22 protein-coding genes and 1 tRNA gene are annotated in these 16,796 nt (G+C 69.0%); 5 read left to right on the forward strand and 18 right to left on the reverse strand.

The window, feature by feature from the left end:
- Positions 1-121: 121 nt before the first annotated feature.
- Positions 122-460 carry a hypothetical protein gene (locus tag NYP07_RS03725; protein WP_268147594.1) on the forward strand — a complete coding sequence of 113 codons (339 nt, stop codon included), beginning with the start codon at positions 122-124 and terminating at the stop codon, positions 458-460.
- Between the two features lie 33 nt (positions 461-493).
- Here the strand turns inward: NYP07_RS03725 and NYP07_RS03730 are convergent.
- The 6 genes from NYP07_RS03730 to petA form a co-directional block, all read right to left on the reverse strand.
- Positions 494-569: transfer RNA gene (locus tag NYP07_RS03730), tRNA-Thr, on the reverse strand.
- A 53-nt stretch (positions 570-622) separates the two neighbouring features.
- On the reverse strand, positions 623-1,123 hold the full coding sequence (locus tag NYP07_RS03735) for a ClpXP protease specificity-enhancing factor (protein WP_268147596.1): 501 nt from the start codon (positions 1,121-1,123) through the stop codon (positions 623-625).
- Positions 1,123-1,740, reverse strand: a complete 618-nt coding sequence (locus NYP07_RS03740; protein WP_056192820.1) for a glutathione S-transferase N-terminal domain-containing protein — start codon at positions 1,738-1,740, stop codon at positions 1,123-1,125. The genes NYP07_RS03735 and NYP07_RS03740 overlap by 1 nt, the downstream gene beginning before the upstream one ends.
- A 137-nt stretch (positions 1,741-1,877) precedes the next feature.
- The gene (locus NYP07_RS03745; protein WP_268147600.1) at positions 1,878-2,648 is read right to left on the reverse strand and encodes a cytochrome c1; all 771 of its coding nucleotides are present in this window, start codon (positions 2,646-2,648) and stop codon (positions 1,878-1,880) included.
- A 19-nt stretch (positions 2,649-2,667) separates the two neighbouring features.
- Positions 2,668-4,074: a cytochrome b gene (locus tag NYP07_RS03750; protein ID WP_268147602.1), complete on the reverse strand. Its 1,407-nt coding sequence runs from the start codon at positions 4,072-4,074 to the stop codon at positions 2,668-2,670.
- 25 nt (positions 4,075-4,099) lie between these two features.
- Positions 4,100-4,696 (reverse strand): ubiquinol-cytochrome c reductase iron-sulfur subunit, encoded by a 597-nt coding sequence (gene petA, locus NYP07_RS03755; protein WP_268147604.1) that lies wholly within the window; start codon positions 4,694-4,696, stop codon positions 4,100-4,102.
- A 194-nt stretch (positions 4,697-4,890) separates the two neighbouring features.
- Here petA and mscL point away from each other — a divergent pair, with 194 nt between their 5' ends.
- Together mscL and NYP07_RS03765 are read left to right on the forward strand one after the other, a co-directional pair.
- Positions 4,891-5,313: a large conductance mechanosensitive channel protein MscL gene (gene mscL, locus NYP07_RS03760; protein WP_268147606.1), complete on the forward strand. Its 423-nt coding sequence runs from the start codon at positions 4,891-4,893 to the stop codon at positions 5,311-5,313.
- Positions 5,314-5,444: 131 nt separating this feature from the next.
- Positions 5,445-7,793: a DUF1631 family protein gene (locus NYP07_RS03765; protein ID WP_268147608.1), complete on the forward strand. Its 2,349-nt coding sequence runs from the start codon at positions 5,445-5,447 to the stop codon at positions 7,791-7,793.
- Here the strand turns inward: NYP07_RS03765 and pdxA are convergent.
- Entirely contained in the window at positions 7,783-8,784 is a 1,002-nt protein-coding gene (gene pdxA / locus NYP07_RS03770) for a 4-hydroxythreonine-4-phosphate dehydrogenase PdxA (RefSeq protein ID WP_268147610.1), read from the reverse strand. The two genes, NYP07_RS03765 and pdxA, sit on opposite strands and share 11 nt — an antisense overlap.
- A gap of 49 nt (positions 8,785-8,833) precedes the next feature.
- On the opposite strand from pdxA, the gene NYP07_RS03775 reads away from it, so the two are divergent.
- Complete coding sequence (locus NYP07_RS03775) at positions 8,834-9,760, forward strand: M14 family metallopeptidase (RefSeq protein ID WP_268147612.1); 927 nt, start codon at positions 8,834-8,836, stop codon at positions 9,758-9,760.
- Here NYP07_RS03775 and NYP07_RS03780 read toward each other — a convergent pair.
- Entirely contained in the window at positions 9,757-10,503 is a 747-nt protein-coding gene (locus tag NYP07_RS03780) for a Nif3-like dinuclear metal center hexameric protein (RefSeq protein ID WP_268147614.1), read from the reverse strand. The two genes, NYP07_RS03775 and NYP07_RS03780, sit on opposite strands and share 4 nt — an antisense overlap.
- Positions 10,504-10,522: 19 nt before the next feature.
- On the opposite strand from NYP07_RS03780, the gene NYP07_RS03785 reads away from it, so the two are divergent.
- Positions 10,523-11,704, forward strand: a complete 1,182-nt coding sequence (locus NYP07_RS03785) for a S1C family serine protease (RefSeq protein ID WP_378990424.1) — start codon at positions 10,523-10,525, stop codon at positions 11,702-11,704.
- Here NYP07_RS03785 and tatC read toward each other — a convergent pair.
- The 10 genes from tatC to slmA form a co-directional block, all read right to left on the reverse strand.
- Complete coding sequence (gene tatC, locus NYP07_RS03790) at positions 11,701-12,492, reverse strand: twin-arginine translocase subunit TatC (protein WP_268147618.1); 792 nt, start codon at positions 12,490-12,492, stop codon at positions 11,701-11,703. The two genes, NYP07_RS03785 and tatC, sit on opposite strands and share 4 nt — an antisense overlap.
- Positions 12,489-12,971: a Sec-independent protein translocase protein TatB gene (gene tatB, locus NYP07_RS03795; protein ID WP_268147620.1), complete on the reverse strand. Its 483-nt coding sequence runs from the start codon at positions 12,969-12,971 to the stop codon at positions 12,489-12,491. Before tatB ends, tatC begins: the two co-directional genes overlap by 4 nt.
- A gap of 9 nt (positions 12,972-12,980) precedes the next feature.
- Complete coding sequence (gene tatA / locus NYP07_RS03800) at positions 12,981-13,214, reverse strand: Sec-independent protein translocase subunit TatA (RefSeq protein ID WP_268147622.1); 234 nt, start codon at positions 13,212-13,214, stop codon at positions 12,981-12,983.
- Positions 13,215-13,338: 124 nt separating this feature from the next.
- Positions 13,339-13,686, reverse strand: a complete 348-nt coding sequence (locus NYP07_RS03805; RefSeq protein ID WP_268147624.1) for a histidine triad nucleotide-binding protein — start codon at positions 13,684-13,686, stop codon at positions 13,339-13,341.
- A gap of 13 nt (positions 13,687-13,699) precedes the next feature.
- Positions 13,700-14,068, reverse strand: a complete 369-nt coding sequence (locus NYP07_RS03810) for a DUF4870 family protein (RefSeq protein WP_268147626.1) — start codon at positions 14,066-14,068, stop codon at positions 13,700-13,702.
- Positions 14,065-14,403, reverse strand: a complete 339-nt coding sequence (locus NYP07_RS03815; RefSeq protein ID WP_268147628.1) for a phosphoribosyl-ATP diphosphatase — start codon at positions 14,401-14,403, stop codon at positions 14,065-14,067. The genes NYP07_RS03810 and NYP07_RS03815 overlap by 4 nt, the downstream gene beginning before the upstream one ends.
- Positions 14,396-14,797: a phosphoribosyl-AMP cyclohydrolase gene (hisI, locus tag NYP07_RS03820; protein WP_268147630.1), complete on the reverse strand. Its 402-nt coding sequence runs from the start codon at positions 14,795-14,797 to the stop codon at positions 14,396-14,398. Before hisI ends, NYP07_RS03815 begins: the two co-directional genes overlap by 8 nt.
- 4 nt (positions 14,798-14,801) lie before the next feature.
- The gene (locus tag NYP07_RS03825) at positions 14,802-15,230 is read right to left on the reverse strand and encodes an NUDIX domain-containing protein (RefSeq protein WP_268147632.1); all 429 of its coding nucleotides are present in this window, start codon (positions 15,228-15,230) and stop codon (positions 14,802-14,804) included.
- The gene (locus tag NYP07_RS03830) at positions 15,227-16,093 is read right to left on the reverse strand and encodes an ATP-binding protein (protein ID WP_268147634.1); all 867 of its coding nucleotides are present in this window, start codon (positions 16,091-16,093) and stop codon (positions 15,227-15,229) included. Before NYP07_RS03830 ends, NYP07_RS03825 begins: the two co-directional genes overlap by 4 nt.
- A 62-nt stretch (positions 16,094-16,155) precedes the next feature.
- On the reverse strand, positions 16,156-16,794 hold the full coding sequence (gene slmA / locus NYP07_RS03835) for a nucleoid occlusion factor SlmA (protein WP_268147636.1): 639 nt from the start codon (positions 16,792-16,794) through the stop codon (positions 16,156-16,158).
- Positions 16,795-16,796 lie beyond the last annotated feature (2 nt).

A 16,796-nucleotide genomic window follows, 5' to 3' on the forward strand; every position in this document is an offset into this window, starting at 1 on the left:
AGGGCCTGCCCGGCCGCGCAAAACGGCGCAGTTTAGCAGTGGGGCAGGGCGCGACGCCCTGGCGCAGGGCGCGACGCCCTGGCGCAGCCCGCGGCGCCAGCCGGCTGACTACACTCCGGCCATGTCCACCGCGCCCCGCTATCTCGCCCCCCGGAGCCAGCGCGCCAGCGTGCCGTCGCCGATGCCGGTGGCCGACGCCCTGCGCGCCCACGAGGGCCTGAACCAGCTCGGCGCGCGGCTTGAAGCCTCGCGGCGGCGCCTGCGCGTCATCGCACCGGCCCTGCCCGGAACGCTGCTGGCCAGCCTGCAGCCGGGGCCGATCGACGAGGACGGCTGGAGCCTGCTGGCCGCCAACGCCGCCGTCGCGGCCAAGCTGCGGCATCTGCTGCCGCGCCTGGAGGGCCTGCTGGCCCAGGCCGGGTTGCCCGGACGCATCCGTTTGAAGCTGATGCAGAAGTGAAAAACCCACTGCCGTCGGGCAGTGGGTCGCTTTTGGTGCCGGCTATCGGATTCGAACTGATGACCTACCGCTTACAAGGCGGTTGCTCTACCAACTGAGCTAAGCCGGCGAAAAACAGGGCGCGATTCTAGGCGCTTGCCGCACGCTCTTCGCGCAGGAGCGTCATTTCACGCGCTTCAGCGCAGGGCGCGCACCACCACCAGGCGTTTCGGGCGGCGGTTCGTCGTCGGGCTCGCCTTCGTGGCTCTCGGATGCGAGGCGCAGCCCACGGCGAGGCTCGGCCGCGGGCAGGGGCGGCGGCGGCGCGCCCTCCTGCGGCGACTCCGGCGCCGGGAAGGCCATGCCCTGGCCGTTTTCGCGGGCGTAGATGGCGACGACATGGCCCACCGGCACGACGATCTCGCGCGCGACACCGCCGAAGCGGGCCTTGAACTGGATGAACTCGTTGCCGAGGTCCAGGCCGCTGGTCGCGTCGAAGCCGATGTTCAGCACGATCTCGTTGTTGGACACGTATTCCATCGGCACCTGCACCGAGCGGTCGACGTGGACCGCGATATAGGGCGTGAAGCCGTTGTCCGTGCACCAGTCGTGCAGCGCGCGAATCAGGTAGGGGCGGGTGGACGTGCCCCCACCCGCGCCGCCGGAAGCGGGGGTCTGGTCCATCAGCGGCGCATGACCTTTTCGGACGGCGTCAGCGCCTCGATGTAGGCCGGACGGCTGAAGATGCGCTCGGCGTACTTCAACAGCGGCAGCGCGTTCTTGGACATGTCGATGCCGTAGTAGTCCAGGCGCCACAGCAGCGGGGCGATGGCCACGTCGAGCATCGAGAAGTCGTCGCCCAGCATGTACTTGTTCTTCAGGAAGATGGGCGCGAGCTGGGTCAGGCGGTCGCGGATCTGCGAGCGGGCCTTTTCCAGCTGCTTGTCCGTCGCCTTGGTCGTCGTGCCGCGGCCTTCGAGGATGTTCACGTGGGCGAACAGCTCCTTCTCGAAGTTCAGCAGGAACAGGCGCACGCGGGCGCGGGCGACCGGGTCGCCGGGCATCAGCTGCGGGTGCGGGAAGCGCTCGTCGATGTACTCGTTGATGATGTGCGATTCGTACAGGATGAGGTCGCGCTCGACGAGGATGGGCACCTCGTTGTACGGGTTCATCAGAGCGATGTCTTCAGGCTTCGCGAACAGGTCAACGTCGCGGATCTCGAAGTCCATGCCTTTCTCGAACAGCACGAAACGGCAGCGGTGCGAGTAGGGGTCGGTGGTTCCAGAGTAGAGGACCATCATGGCTTGGGCTCCCGAGGGGTCAGTCAATCAAAACGCGCGACGGCTGCCGCGCTGAAAAAGCAAACGCAGTGGGTGGCCGAGGCGCGCCCCACTGCGTGGTTCGGCGCCGCCTGAGGCGGTGCCGGGAAGGACGGTGCTTACTTCACGTCCTTCCAGAACGAGGCGTTCAGCCGCCACGCAAATACGGTCAGGAGGCCGAGGAAGATCAGCACGACCACGCCCAGCTGGAAGCGCTGGCCCTGGGCCGGCTCACCCATCCACTGCAGATAGGCGACGAGGTCGGCCACCGCCTCGTCGTACTGGTGCTCGGTCAGCTTGCCGGGCGTCAGCTGCTCGTAGCCGGCGAAGACATGGACCTTCTTTTCATGGTCGTGCGGGTCGGCGGCTTCCTCGAACCTGGCGGCGCGCTGGCCCTGCAATTCCCACATCACATGCGGCATCGCGACGCTCGGGAAGGCCAGGTTGTTCCAGCCGGTGGCCTTGGTGTCGTCGCGGTAGAAGCTCCGCATATAGGTGTAGAGGTAGTCTGCACCCGAGCCCTTGGCGCCGTCGGCACGCGAGCGGGCGATGACGGACAGGTCCGGCGGGTTGGCGCCAAACCAGGCCTTGGCTTCCCTGGGATCGAGGCTGACCTTCATGGTCTCGCCGACCTTGTCGGCGGCGAACAGCAGGTTGTTCTTGATCTCGACTTCCGTCAGGCCGATGTCGCGCATGCGGTTGTAGCGCATGTAGGCGGCGGAATGGCAGTTCAGGCAGTAGTTGACGAACAGCTTGGCGCCGGTCTGCAGCGCGGCCATGTCCGACATCTTCTCCTTCGGGAACTTGTCCCACTCCATGCCACCGGTATTGGCCTGGACGGCGCCGGCAAGGCTCAGGGAGGCCAGCAGCAGGGCGATCAGCTTTTTCATGGATGTTCTGCTCCGCGGCTCAATGGGCATGGAAGGTCACGCGGTCGGGCACCGGCTTGGGCGTCCCGAGGCGGCTCCACCAGGGCATCAGCAGGAAGAAGCCGAAATAGAACAGCGTGCCGGCCTGGGCCACCAGCGTGCCCATGTCGCTCGGCGGCTGGATGCCGAGATAGCCGAGCACGAGGAAGAACACCACGAAGACGGCGTAGACGTATTTGTGCCAGTCGGGCCGGTAGCGGATGGACTTGACCGGGCTGTGATCCAGCCAGGGCAGGAAGAACAGGATGATGACGGCGCCGCCCATGACGACGACGCCCCAGAACTTGGCGTCGAAGACCTTGAGCAGAAAGATCAGCGCGACCGCAGCCACCAGCAGCGCCACCTTCGCCGCGCCGCCGAATCTGCCCTTCAGGAAGCTCACGACGGCCGCGATGCCGACGACGCCCACGAGCACGTTGACCATCACGTCGGTCGTCGCGCGCAGCATCGAGTAGTAGGGCGTGAAGTACCAGACCGGCGCGATGTGAGGCGGCGTCTTCAGCGGGTCGGCCGGGATGAAGTTGTTGTACTCCAGGAAATAGCCACCGAACTCGGGCGCGAAGAAGAGGATGGCGGTGAACACCATCAGGAACAGGCAGACGCCGTAGATGTCGTGCACCGTGTAGAACGGGTGGAAGGGCACGCCGTCCAGCGGCTTGCCGTTCGCGTCCTTGGGGCCTTTCTTGATCTCGACGCCGTCGGGGTTGTTGGAGCCGACGTCGTGGAGGGCCAGCAGGTGGGCCACCACCAGGCCCAGCAGCACCAGCGGCACCGCGATGACGTGGAAGCTGAAGAAGCGGTTCAGCGTCGCATCGCCGACGACGTAGTCGCCGCGGATCATCAGCGCCAGGTCCGGGCCGACGAAGGGCACGGCGGCGAACAGGTTCACGATGACCTGGGCGCCCCAGTAGGACATCTGGCCCCAGGGCAGCAGATAGCCCATGAAGGCCTCGGCCATCAGGCACAGGAAGATCGCGCAGCCGAAGATCCAGACCAGCTCGCGCGGCTTGCGGTAGCTGCCATAGATCAGGCCGCGGAACATGTGCAGGTAGACGACCACGAAGAAGGCCGAGGCGCCCGTGCTGTGCATATAGCGGATCAACCAGCCCCAGGGCACGTCGCGCATGATGTACTCGACCGACGCGAAGGCCAGGCCCGCGTCCGGCTTGTAGTGCATCACCAGGAAGATGCCGGTGACGATCTGGATCACCAGCACCAGCAGCGCCAGCGAGCCGAAGATGTACCACCAGTTGAAGTTCTTCGGCGCGTAATACTCCGACATGTGGACCTTGTAGGCGTCGAACGCGGTCGGGAACCGGTTCTCCAGCCAGGTCACGGTCTTCACGCCCATCGAGGCGCCTGCGGGAGCTTCCTTGAATTCAGCCATGTCTCGTCGTCCCGTTTTGTTCTGGTCAGGCCTTCTTGTCCTCGCCGATCAGCAGGCGGCTGTCGGTCAGGTACATGTGGGGCGGCACTTCGAGGTTGTCGGGCGCCGGCTTGTTCTTGAAGACGCGGCCGGCCATGTCGAAGGTCGAGCCGTGGCAGGGGCAGAGGAAGCCGCCGTTCCAGTCGTCCGGCAGCGAGGGCTGGGGACCGGCGGCGAATTTGTCGCTGGGCGAGCAGCCCAGATGCGAGCAGATGCCGACGACGACGAGGTACTCGGGCTTGATCGAGCGGCCCTCGTTCTTCGCATAGTCGGGGATGGGGTAGGCCTTGCGCTCGGAATTCGGGTCGGCCAGCTGGATGTCGTTCTTCTTCAGGGCCTCGATCTGCTCGGGCGTGCGGCGCACGATCCAGACCGGCTTGCCGCGCCACTCGACGGTCAGCTTCTCGCCGGGCTTGATGGCGCCGATGTCCACCTCGACCGGGGCGCCGGCCGCCTTGGCACGCTCACTGGGCGCGAAGGTGCTGACGAAGGGCACGGCAGTCGCGACACCGCCGACGGCGCCGGTCACACCGGTCGCGATCAGCCATGTGCGTTTGCCTTGGTCCACTTGCTGGTCACTCATGAGGGTCCTCTAAAGAGACTTCGAATCCGAGACTTCTGATCAGGGGCAGCCGAGAATTCTAACGGACGCCGCTTCGCGCCCCGGCCATGCCGGACCGGCCAGGGACCGCAGGTTTACCCGCCTTCTACACTCCCACCCTTGCCGACAATATCGGCGCCCTTCTCTCCCCCCAAACGATCCCAAAGGAGCCCCGGATGAGTTTCTTTTCCGAATTCAAGGAGTTCGCCGTCAAAGGCAATGTCGTCGACCTCGCGGTCGGCGTGATCATCGGCGGCGCCTTCGGCAAGATCGTCGACTCGCTGGTGGGCGACGTCATCATGCCGGTCGTCAGCAAGATCTTCGGCGGGCTGGACTTCAGCAACTACTTCGTGCCGCTGGCCGGCCAGACGGCCCAGACGCTGGCCGAGGCCAAGAAGGCCGGCGCCGTGCTGGCCTACGGCAGCTTCATCACCGTGTCGCTGAACTTCATCATCCTGGCCCTCGTGATCTTCCTGATGATCAAGCAGATCAACCGCCTCAAGCGCGAGCCCGAGGCCGCGCCCGCGCCGGCCGAGCCGCCCCCGACGCCCGAAGACATCCAGCTGCTGCGCGAGATCCGCGATTCGCTCAAGCGCTGAGTCCCCTGTCCTCAGAAATGCCCGGTAAGTAATGGTTACCGGGCTTTTTTCTGCCACGAAGTTGGCAACCTGCTGGAAACCCGGACTTGTTGCTCGCGCGATACTTTCGGTGACGCCCGCGGCCCTTGTTGATGAACGCGCCCGAAATACGCCTGAATCCGCATCTCGAAGCCTCGCTGACCCGCATCCGCCTTGCGGGTGAGCAGGCGGCCGAGCGCTGCGCGGAAGGCCTGGGCCTGTCGGCGCTGTCGGCCGGGCAGATCAAACGCCGCGATGCGCTGCTGGCGGCGCAGTTCGTGTTCCGCCAGCAGCAGGGCATCTTTTCGCAACGCTTCGTGCAGGGGCTGCGCAGGCAGGTCGCGGCCGAGCAGGCCGACACCAGGCCCGTGCAGAGCGGCGCGAAGAAGACGGCCTGGGGCGAGCTCTCGCTGATGGACGACGACCAGGTCAACAACCTCGTCGCGGCCGACCGCATCGGCCTGGCCATCGGCCATCACAGCGAATGGGAGCTGCGCGAGGTCGAGTCCTACGTCTCGGGCATCCAGGTCGGCGAGCGCAACCCGCTGCGGCCCGAACTGATCGGCCAGGCCCTGCTCGACGCGGTGCAGTCCATCACCGACGACCCGCAGACCCGCCAGACGCTGACCGACGAGCTGACCCGCGCGCTGGCCCAGGAAATGCGCGCCTGCTATGCCGACATCGCCGAGCTGCTGCGCTCGCGCGGCCTGCGCCCGCAGGACTTGCGCGTGCGCGCGACACCGGATGGCGGCGTGTCGCGCTACGGCGGCCTGGGCCCTTCCACGCAGCCGGGCGAGCTCGACTCCGGCCATGGCGGCGTGTCGACGCGGGCCGGCGGCTACGGCGGCTCGGGCCATGGCGGCCTGGGCCGCAGCGGCGGCTTCGGCCGGGGCGGCGGCATCGGCCGCGTCGACCCGCAGATGATGGACCTGCTGCGCCAGCTCGCGCAGGCGCCGGCCGCCTACGAGGCCGGCTACGACAGCCATGGCCAGTCCGGCCGCATGGGCCTGGACACGCTCGGCGGCGACTCGCCCAGCGCCTGGGGCCAGTTGCCGCTGCCGGCCAACCTGATCCACCAGCACCGCGACGAGCTGCGCCAGGCCGCGACAGGCCGGCTGGACCACATGGTCATCGACGTCGTCGCGGGCCTGTTCGACCAGATCCTGTCCGACCCCAAGGTACCGCCGCAGATGGCGCGCCTGCTGGCCCGGCTGCAGCTGCCGGTGCTGCGCGTGGCCCTGGGCGACGAAACCTTCTTCTCGTCGCGCCGCCACCCGGTGCGCCAGTTCGTCAACCGCATGGCCTCGCTGGCCTGCGCCTTCGACGATTTCAGCGACGACCCGGGCCGCTCCTTCCTGGCCCATGTGCGCGACCTCGTGCAGGACGTGGCCCAGGGCGACTTCGACCGCATGGACGTCTACACGGCCAAGCTGGACGCCCTCGAAGCCTTCATCGCCGAGCAGACCCGCGCGACGCTGAAGGCCGCCGGCGACGCAGCCGCCGTCGTCGAGCGCCGCGAGACCGACCTGCGCCTGCAGCAGCGCTATGCGCTGCAACTGCAGCAGGCCCTGGCCAAGGTGCCGATGCAGGACTTCCTGCGCAGCTTCCTGGCCCAGGTCTGGAGCCAGGCCATCGTGCTGGCCTCGCGCGAAGGCGCCCCCGAGCGCGCGCTGCGGCTGCGCCAACTCGGCCGCAGCCTGGTCATGAGCGTGCAGCCCAAGGGCGGCACGGCGGCGCGCGCCGACTTCCTGCGCGAGCTGCCCAATCTGATGCGCACCCTCAACGAGGGCATGGACCTGATCCGCTGGCCGGATGCGCCGCGCAAGGACTTCTTCGGTGCGCTGCTGCCGGCCCACGCCGAATCGCTGAAGGGCGCCGCGCCCAGCGCCCTCGACACCAATCTGCTGGTCAGGCAGCTCGACCAGATCTTCGGCGTGCCGCCGCCGGCCGAGGCCGACCTCGGCAAGCCCATGGCCGGCGAGACCGCCCCCGGCGACCTCGATGCCAGCCAGCGCCTGACGCCGAACGAGGCCAAGAGCCTGGGCCTGGTCGAGGACGCCAGCGTCGACTGGAACGGCGAACTCGACCTGGACCTGTCGGGCAACGACGAGGCCGCGGCGCCGCTGGAAGCGGTGGACATCTCCATCGATGGCCTGCCCGCCGCCGAGAGCGCACCCGAGCCCAGCAGCGGCGCGCTGCTGATGGACAACATGCAGCTCGGCTTCGCCTATCAGATGCACACGGGCAGCGAGTGGCAGAAGATGCGCCTGGCCCATGTCAGCGCCGGGCGCAGCTTCTTCATCTTCACGCACGGCAGCCGCCACCAGGAGACGGTGACGATGACGGCGCGCATGCTGAGGAAGCTCTGCGAGGCCGGCCGCATGCGGGCCTACGAGCAGGCCTATCTGCTGGAGCGCGCCACCGCGCGCACGCGGGCGCAGCTGGCGGCGCTCAGGGGGTGAGCCGCCGCGCCATCGCCAGCGCCGCGCCCAAGCTGGCCGGGTCGGCGATGCCGCGCCCGGCGATGTCGAAGGCGGTGCCGTGGTCGGGGCTGGTGCGCACGAAGGGCAGGCCCAGCGTCACGTTCACGCCCTGCTCCACGCCCAGATACTTCACCGGGATCAGCCCGTGGTCGTGCGTCATCGCGACGACGACATCGAACTCGCCGCGGCGGGCGCGCATGAAGACCGTGTCGGGCGCATAGGGGCCGCTGGCCTCCCAGCCGGCCGCGCGCGCGTCGGCGATGGCGGGCGCGATGTGCCGGATCTCCTCGTCGCCGAACAGGCCGCCCTCGCCGGCATGCGGGTTCAGCCCGGCCACCGCGATGCGCGGCGCCTGCAGCCCCATGCGCCGCAGCGCCGCGCCGGTGATGTGCAGCGTCTCCAGCACGGCCTCGCGCGTGACGCGCGTGATCGCGTCGCGCAGCGAGCAGTGGATCGTGACCAGCACCGTGCGCAGTTCCTCGTTGGCCAGCATCATGCGCACCGGCACCCCGCCGGCCAGGGCCTGCAGCATCTCGGTGTGACCCGGGTAGGGCGAGCCGGCCGCGTGCAGCGCCTCCTTGTGGATGGGCGCCGTGACGAGGGCCCGCGCCCGGCCGGCCTGAATCTCAGCCACGGCCGCCTCGATGCAGCGGGCCGCGGCCGCACCGGCGCGCGCATCGACGCGACCCAGCGGCGCATCGACGAGGCCGGCCGGCAGCCCCGCAGGCTGCCAGACCGGCAGGCAGCGCGGCGGCACGCGGTCCAGTTCGTCCAGACCCTGCAACTCGGCTACTGCGAGGCCACCGCCGATCGCCGCGACGGCCCGCCTCAGCACGGCCACGTCGCCCACGACGACGGCATCGCGCGGGACCTCGCGCCGCCACAGGCTGGCAATGATCTCGGGGCCGATGCCGCAGGCATCGCCCATCGTGACGGCCAGGGGCAGGCCTGGCGAATGTTCCGGGGTCATGCGGCATTCTTTCATCACCCGGCCGCTTCGCTGGCAGACTGCGGCCGCCATGAACCAAGACCACACCCCTTATCCCATCGGCACGCCCGGCCAGGCCTGGGGCGCCGCCGAAATCGCCACCTGGCACGCCCGCCAGACCCGGCAGCGCAGCCATGCCCAGGACGTACTCGCCGCGATCGAGCCGCTGCGGCAGGACTTCGACGTCTTCGACTACGGCGCGCTGGACTACGACGGCGAGCGCTTCCCGCTGCGCGCCATCCGCAGCCGCGGCTGGCGCGACGATCTGCCGACGCTGGTCGTGACCGGCGGCGTGCACGGCTACGAGACCAGCGGCGTGCATGGCGCTTTACAGTTCGTCCGCGACCACGGGCTGGAGCAGGCCGGCCGTGCCAACCTGCTGGTCGTGCCCTGCATCAGCCCCTGGGCCTACGAGCGCGTGCAGCGCTGGAACCCGGCCGCGCTCGACCCCAACCGCAACTTCCGCGACGCCAGCTCCGCCGGCGAATCGGCCGCGCTGGTGGCCCTGCTGGCGCCGCTGCGCGGCCGGGTGCTGATGCACATCGACCTGCATGAGACGACGGACTCGGACGAGTCGGAGTTCCGCCCGGCGCTGGCGGCGCGCGACGGCGAGGCCTTCACGCCCGACACCGTGCCCGACGGCTTCTACCTGGTCGACGACGTGGACCGGCCGCAGCCCGGCTTCCAGCGCGCCGTCATCGATGCGGTGGCTCGCGTGACCCATATCGCGGAGCCCGACGCCAACGGCCAGATCATCGAATGCCCGCTGCAGCAGCACGGCGTCATCAGCTTCGAGGTCGGCCGTCGCGGCCTGTGCGCCGCCATCACGGGTGCGCGCTTCAGCACGACGACCGAGGTCTACCCGGACAGCGCCCGCACGACGCCCCAGCAGTGCCTGGCGGCCCAGGTCACCGCCGTGCGCGCGGCCATCGCCTACGCGCTCGCAAACGCCGCCTAAGCCGGGTTGTCCACGTCGATGAACTGCCAGCTCAGGCCCAGGTCCTGCGCGACCCGGGCGCTCAGGCCCTGCACGCCGTAGCGCTCGGTCGCGTGGTGGCCGGCCGCGACGAAGGCGACGCCGGTCTCGCGGGCGTAGTGGGCCTGGGGCTCGGAGATCTCGCCGGTGACGAAGACATCGGCGCCGGCTGCGATGGCCGATTCGAAATAGCCCTGGGCGCCGCCCGTGCACCAGGCGACGCGGCGCAGCGGCCGGCCGTCGCCGGGCACGGCGGTCACGTCGCGGCCCAGCACGTCGCGCAGCCGGGCGGTCAGCGCCGGCAGTTCGGTGGGCTCGATCGCGGCGCTGAAGCCCAGGTCCTGCTCGCCGAAGCGCCGGTCCGCGGTCCAGCCGAAGCGCGCGCCGAGCTGGGCGTTGTTGCCCAGCGTCGGGTGGGCGTCCAGCGGCAGGTGGTAGGCCAAGAGGTTGATGTCATGGGCCAGCAGCCGCGCCAGGCGCTGCTTCATCCAGCCGGTGACGCGGCCGTCGTGGCCGCGCCAGAACAGGCCGTGGTGCACGAGGATGGCGTCGGCCCGGGCCGCGATGGCGGCGTCGATCAGCGCCAGGCTGGCCGTGACCCCGCAGACCAGATGGCGGACCTCGGCGCGGCCCTCGACCTGCAGACCGTTCGGCCCATAATCCTTGAAGCGCCCAGGCTCCAGCAACTCGTTGAGGCGGAGCTCCAGCGCGGCGCGATCGGTCATGGCTTGAGAAGGAATTGGGGTGTTGAAGCGGCTCTGGCTGATTTTCGCGCAGGCGGTCACGGTCGCCCTGGCGGCCCTCTTCGTCGTCGCGACGCTGAAGCCGCAATGGCTGGCCCAGGACCGCAGACCTGACGCGGCGATCGCCGCCACTGCACGCCAGATCGCGCTGCCGCCGGCTCCGGCCGCGTCGGTCGTGCGGGCCGGCTTCTCCCAGGCCGCGCGCATCGCGTCGCCCGCCGTCGTCAGCATCACGGCCAGCAAGGCGCCGCCGCGGGCGGCCGGCCGCGCGCGCGAGCCGCTGTTCGGCTTCCCGGGCTTTCCCTTCGGCTCGCGCCCGCGCGGCGGCCCGCAGCTGGGCCTGGGCTCGGGCGTCATCATCTCGGCCGACGGCGTGCTGCTGACGAACAACCATGTCGTCGAGGGCGCCTCCGACATCGAGGTCCAGCTCAGCGACGGCCGCCAGGCCCAGGCCACCCTCGTCGGCACCGACCCCGAGACGGACGTGGCCGTGCTGAAGATCGCGCTGCCCAATCTGCCGACCATCCCGCTCGGCGACGCGGCCAGCCTGGCCGTGGGCGACGCGGTGCTGGCCATCGGCAACCCCTTCAACGTCGGCCAGACCGTGACCTCGGGCATCGTGTCGGCGCTGGGCCGCAGCCAGCTCGGCATCAACACCTTCGAGAACTTCATCCAGACCGACGCGGCCATCAACCCGGGCAATTCGGGCGGCGCGCTGGTGGACGCCGACGGCCGGCTCGTCGGCATCAACACGGCCATCTTCTCGCGCAGCGGCGGCTCGCTGGGCATCGGCTTCGCCATTCCCGTCGACGTGGCGCGCCAGGTGGCCGCGGCGCTGCTGAAGGACGGCGTCGTCGCGCGCGGCTGGATCGGCGTGCAGACGCGCGAGCTGACGCCCGAGCTGGCCGAGGCGCTCAAGCTCGGCACGGACGCCAAGGGCGTGCTGATCGGTGGCGTCGTGGCCGAGGCGCCGGCGGCGCTCGCGGGCATCAGGCCCGGCGACGTGCTGACTCGCATCGGCGCTCACACGGTGGCGACGCCGGCCGAGCTGCTGGCCAGCGTCGCGGCGCTGAAGCCCGAGAGCAAGGTCGAGGTGGCCGTGCAGCGCGCCGGCAAGGCCATGAGCTTCCAGCTCGCCGTCGCCCAGCGGCCCAGGCCGCAGCGGCAGGCCGAGGACGACTAGGCCGCGGGCGGCTCGTCCTCGGGCGCCTTGGTGCTGCGGATGAAGTAGCCGGCCGCCAGCAGGCCCAGCTCGTAGAGCAGGCACATCGGGATGGCCAGCGCGAGCTGCGAGACGATGTCGGGCGGCGTGATGACGGCGGCGACGATGAAGGCCACGACGATGAAGTAGCCGCGCCATTCGCGCAACTTGTCCACCGACACGACGCCGATGCGCGCCAGCACGACGACGATGACCGGCACCTCGAAGGCCGCGCCGAAGGCGATGAACATATTCATCACGAAGCCCAGGTAGGCCTCGATGTCCGGCGCCGCCGTGATGCTCTTGGGCGCGAAGTTCTGGATGAACTTGAAGACCTGGCCGAAGACGAAGAAATAGCAGAAGGCCACGCCGGCGAAGAACAGCAGCGTGCTCGACACGACCAGCGGCAGCACGAGGCGCTTCTCGTGCGAATACAGGCCCGGCGCGACGAAGGCCCAGGCCTGGTAGAGCACCACCGGCAGGGCCAGCAGGAAGCCGGCCAGCAGCGTGATCTTCAGCGGCACGAAGAAGGGCGCGATGACATTGGTGGCGATCAGCTTGGTGCCGACCGGCAGATGCGACACCAGCGGCGCGGCCAGCAGGTCGTAGAGCGGGCCGGGGCCGGGGTAGATGACCAGGATGCCGAAGCAGATGCCGATGGCCAGGATGGCGCGCAGCAGCCGGTCGCGCAGCTCCATCAGGTGGGCGACGAAGGGCTGCTCGGTGCCGGCCAGTTCGTCGTGGTCGGGTTTCTGGAAGGAGGAGCTCATTTCCGCAGGCCGGGCGGCCTAAAGCGCGCGACGCGCGCGGCGCCGGACTGGGTGTGGCGGCGCACGCCGGCCTGCTGCTTGAACCACAGCGGCGTCGCGCCGCGCTTGAGCCTCCAGTTCTTCTTCGGGTGGCGGTACTCGGGCGGCGGCGGCGCGATGGCCGAGGCGGCCTCGTAGGACGAGCCCTCCCCGGTCACATCGCGCCAGGTCTGGTCGAAGACCTGGGTGGCCGAGTCGACCTCCTGGCGCACGCTCTGCTCGACGTCGCGCGCCGCCGTCTCGAACTGGGACTTCATCTTCTGAAGCTCCTCCAGCTCGATGGAGCGGTTGACCTCGGCCTTCACGTCGGCCACATAGCGCTGCGCCTTGCCGAGCAGGGTGCCCACCGTGCGGGCGACGCGCGGCAGCTTCTCGGGGCCGATGACGATCAAGGCCACCGCGCCGATCAGCGCGAGCTTGTCGAAGCCGAAGTCAAGCACTCGTCGGGCTCAGGACTTGGTCTTGGCGTCGACGTCGACCGTGTTGGGGTCGTGGGCCTTGCCGGCCGTGACCTGCTGGGTCGGCGCGGCCGGCGCATCGGCGGCACCGTCCTTCATGCCGTCCTTGAAGCCCTTGACCGCGGCGCCGAGGTCGGAACCGACGTTGCGCAGCTTCTTGGTGCCGAAGATCGCGATGACGACGACGAGGACGATCAGCCAGTGCCAGATGCTGAATGAACCCATGATGCTTACTCCTTGAGGACTGGCTCAAATTCTAGGTGACAGGTGCCTCATGCCCGACTCCCTGCAGGGAGTCGGGCCTTCGCCGGGCGTCACGCAGTGCGCAGGCACTGCGCTCGGTGCCGGCTCAGCCCTTCAACCACGGCCTCGGCCCGCCCATCACATGCAGATGCAGGTGGTACACCTCCTGGCCGCCGTCCGGGCCGGTGTTGATGACGTGGCGGAAGCCGTTGCTCACGCCCAGCTCCTTCATCAGCTGGGTGCCGAGTGCCGTCATCTTGCCCAGCAGGGCCGCCTCGGCCTCGGTCACGTCGGCCATCGACGCGATGTGGCGCTTGGGGATGATGAGGACGTGGACGGGCGCCCAGGGGTGGATGTCGTGGAAGGCCAGGACGTCTTCGTCCTCGTAGGCCTTCCGGCTCGGGATCTGGCCGGCAACGATCTTGCAGAAGATGCAGCTGGGGTCGTGACTCATCGCGGGCCTCGCTTCAGACCGACATGGGTTTGCCGTCGTTCCAGTTCAGGAAGCCCTTGACGATGCGGTAGAGCACCCAGATCCCGTCGATGGCGAGGATCAGGAAGCCCACGCCGACGATCATCGTGGCGAAGCCCAGGACCGCCCACACCAGGCTCCACCAGAAGGTGCGGATCTGCCAGGTGAAGTGGCTGGCGTAGATCGTGCCGGCCGTGTCCTCGCGCTTGATGTAGTTGATGATGATCGCGACGATGCCGGTGAAGCCGGTGAACGTGCTCAGCGCGTAGAGGATGTAGGTGACCATCGTCAGCTGCTTGAGGCTTTCCAGCTTCTGTGCGGGCACGGCAGCGTCGAGGGTCGCGGGGCTCGGGTTGTCGCTCATGGGTTTTTCCTCCCTGGGGTGTTGCGGGCCGCGAATTCTTCCAGGCCCGACAGCCCTTCGCGACGCGCGAGTTCCCTAAGTACGTCCTCGGGCTTGAGGCCGAAGTGGGCCAGCGCCACCATGCTGTGGAACCACAGGTCGGCCACCTCGTAGACAAGCTTCTGCGGATCGCCATCCTTGGCGGCCATGACGGTCTCGGTGGCTTCCTCGCCGACCTTCTTCAGGATGCTGTCCAGGCCCTTGTCGAAGAGCTTGGCGACGTAGCTGGTGGCGGGGTCGGCGCCCTTGCGGGACTCGATGACGGCGCCGATGCGGGAGAGGATGTCGTCAGTCATAAATCTTCTTCGGGTCCTTCAGCACCGGCTCGACGGCGCTCCAGACGCCGTTCTCCAGCTTCTGGAAGAAACAGCTGTGGCGGCCGGTGTGGCAGGCTATCCCAGGTTCATCGGGCTCGTGCCCGAGCTGGGTGACGGTCAGCAGCACGACGTCGTTGTCGCAGTCCATGCGGATGGCGTGCACCTGCTGGAAATGCCCGCTCTCCTCGCCCTTGTGCCAGAGCTTGTTGCGCGAACGGCTGAAGTAGACCGCCTGGCCGCGCTCCGCCGTCAGCGCCAGCGCCTCGCGGTTCATCCACGCGAACATCAGCACGTCGCCCGTGCCCTGCTCCTGGGCGATGACAGGCACCAGGCCCTTGTCGTCCCACTTCACTTCGTCCAACCAGTTGCTCATGGTTTCAGTCTAGGTGAGTCGGGCCGGCATGGTGGCGCTCCTCGGCAAACCACTTCAGCACGGGGATGGTGCCCGGCAGCACGGGCTGGACCCGCACCGGCAGCCCGGCCCAGGCCATCCGCTGGCCTTCCAGCATCTGGAACTCGCCCTGCCAGTCGAAGACCTTGCAGAAGTTCAGCCGCACCAGCGCGTGGGGGTAGTCGAAGATCTCGGTCTTCCACGGGTGGGCCTGGCCGATCTCGATGCCGATTTCCTCGCGCAGTTCGCGCGCCAGCGCCTGCTCGACGCTTTCGCCGGCCTCGACCTTGCCGCCCGGGAACTCCCAGTAGCCGGCGTAGACCTTGCCCTCGGGTCGCGTGGTCAGCAGGAACTGGCCGTCCGGCGCGATGAGCACGCCGACGGCGACCTCGGTGAGGGGGCGTTGACTGCTCATTCCGTGCGCCCCGCCAGGTCGCGCGCGAACTGGAAGGCCACGCGGCCCGAGCGCGAACCGCGCTCCAGCGCCCAGATCAGCGCCGGCTGGCGCGCCGCCGCGATGGCCGCGTCGTCCAGCCCGAAATGGCGCAGCCATTGCGCGACGATGGCCAGGTATTCGTTCTGGCTGAAGGGGTAGAAGCTGATCCACAGGCCGAAGCGCTCGGACAGCGAGATCTTTTCCTCCACCGCCTCGCCCGGATGGATCTCGCCGTGCTCGCCGTGCGTGCCGCCGAGGTTGTCCGCCATCTTCTCGGGCAGCAGGTGGCGGCGGTTGCTGGTCGCGTAGACAGCCACGTTGTCGCTCGCCGCGGCCACCGAGCCGTCGAGCACGCTCTTCAGCGCCTTGTAGCCGGCCTCGCCTTCGTCGAAGCTCAGGTCGTCGCAGAAAACGACGAAGCGCTCCGGCCGGCCCTGGACCTGCTCGACGAGGTCCGGCAGGTCGACGAGGTCGGCCTTGTCGACCTCGATCAGGCGCAGGCCCCGGCCCGAGAACTCGTTCAGCACGGCCTTGATCAGCGAGCTCTTGCCGGTGCCCTTGGCGCCCGTCAGCAGCACGTTGTTGGCCGGCCGGCCGGCGACGAACTGGGCCGTGTTGCGCAGCAGCTTCTCCTTCTGCGGCTCGACCTCCTGCAGGTCGGCCAGACGGATGCGACTGACCGAGCGCACCGGCTCCAGGCACAGCGCGCCGTGGCGGCGGCGGGCGCGGAAGGCGGTGGACGCGGCCCAGTCGGGCGGCGTGGCGGCATGGGGCAGCACGGCCTCCAGCCGGGTCAGCAGGCCCTCGGCACGGGCGATCAGGGATTCAAGCGCGGCAGACATCCGCGCAGTTTAGGTGGCGGTCACTTCACGCAAGCTTCACGGCCCCGCCCCCTGCCACGCAGCTACTGCGCCAGCGCCCTTAGCGAGGCTTCGAGCTGCTCGGTCGGCAGGCGCTTGAAGCCCGAGCGGGCATAGCGCTGCAGGCGGCCGATGATGAAGCTGACCCAGACCGAGGCCTGGGCATTGGCCTGCACGGTCGGCGTCAGCGAGCCCTGGGCCTCGGCGGCGGCGCGCAGCGCCTGGCGCAGCGAGGACTCGATGCGGTCGAAGAACTGGTTCATGCGGGCCACCAGCCGCTCGTTCTCGTAGACCAGCGCGTCGCCGACCATGAGCCGCGTCATGCCGGGGTTCTTCTCGCCGAACTGCAGCATGACGCTGGTAATGCGCGCGGCCTTGCCCGGCGGCGGCAGCGGATGCGGGTTGTCGACGATCTGGTTGACGAGGCCGAAGACGCTGGTCTCGATGAAGTCGATCAGCGCCTCGAACATCTGCGCCTTGCTGGCGAAGTGGCGGTAGAGCGCCGCCTCGCTGACGTCCAGCTTCGCCGCCAGCGCGGCCGTCGTGATGCGGTCGGCGCCGGGCTGCTCCAGCATGCCGGCCAGCACCTGCAGGATCTGCGTGCGGCGCTCGCCGGGCTTGGGGCGCTTCCTGGCAGCGGGGCCGGGGCTGGGGCTGGCGGTGGCGGGCAGGTCGGCGTCCATGG

It is taken from the genome of Pelomonas aquatica (assembly GCF_026712205.1).
GTDB classification, from domain to species: Bacteria; Pseudomonadota; Gammaproteobacteria; order Burkholderiales; family Burkholderiaceae_C; genus Pelomonas; species Pelomonas aquatica.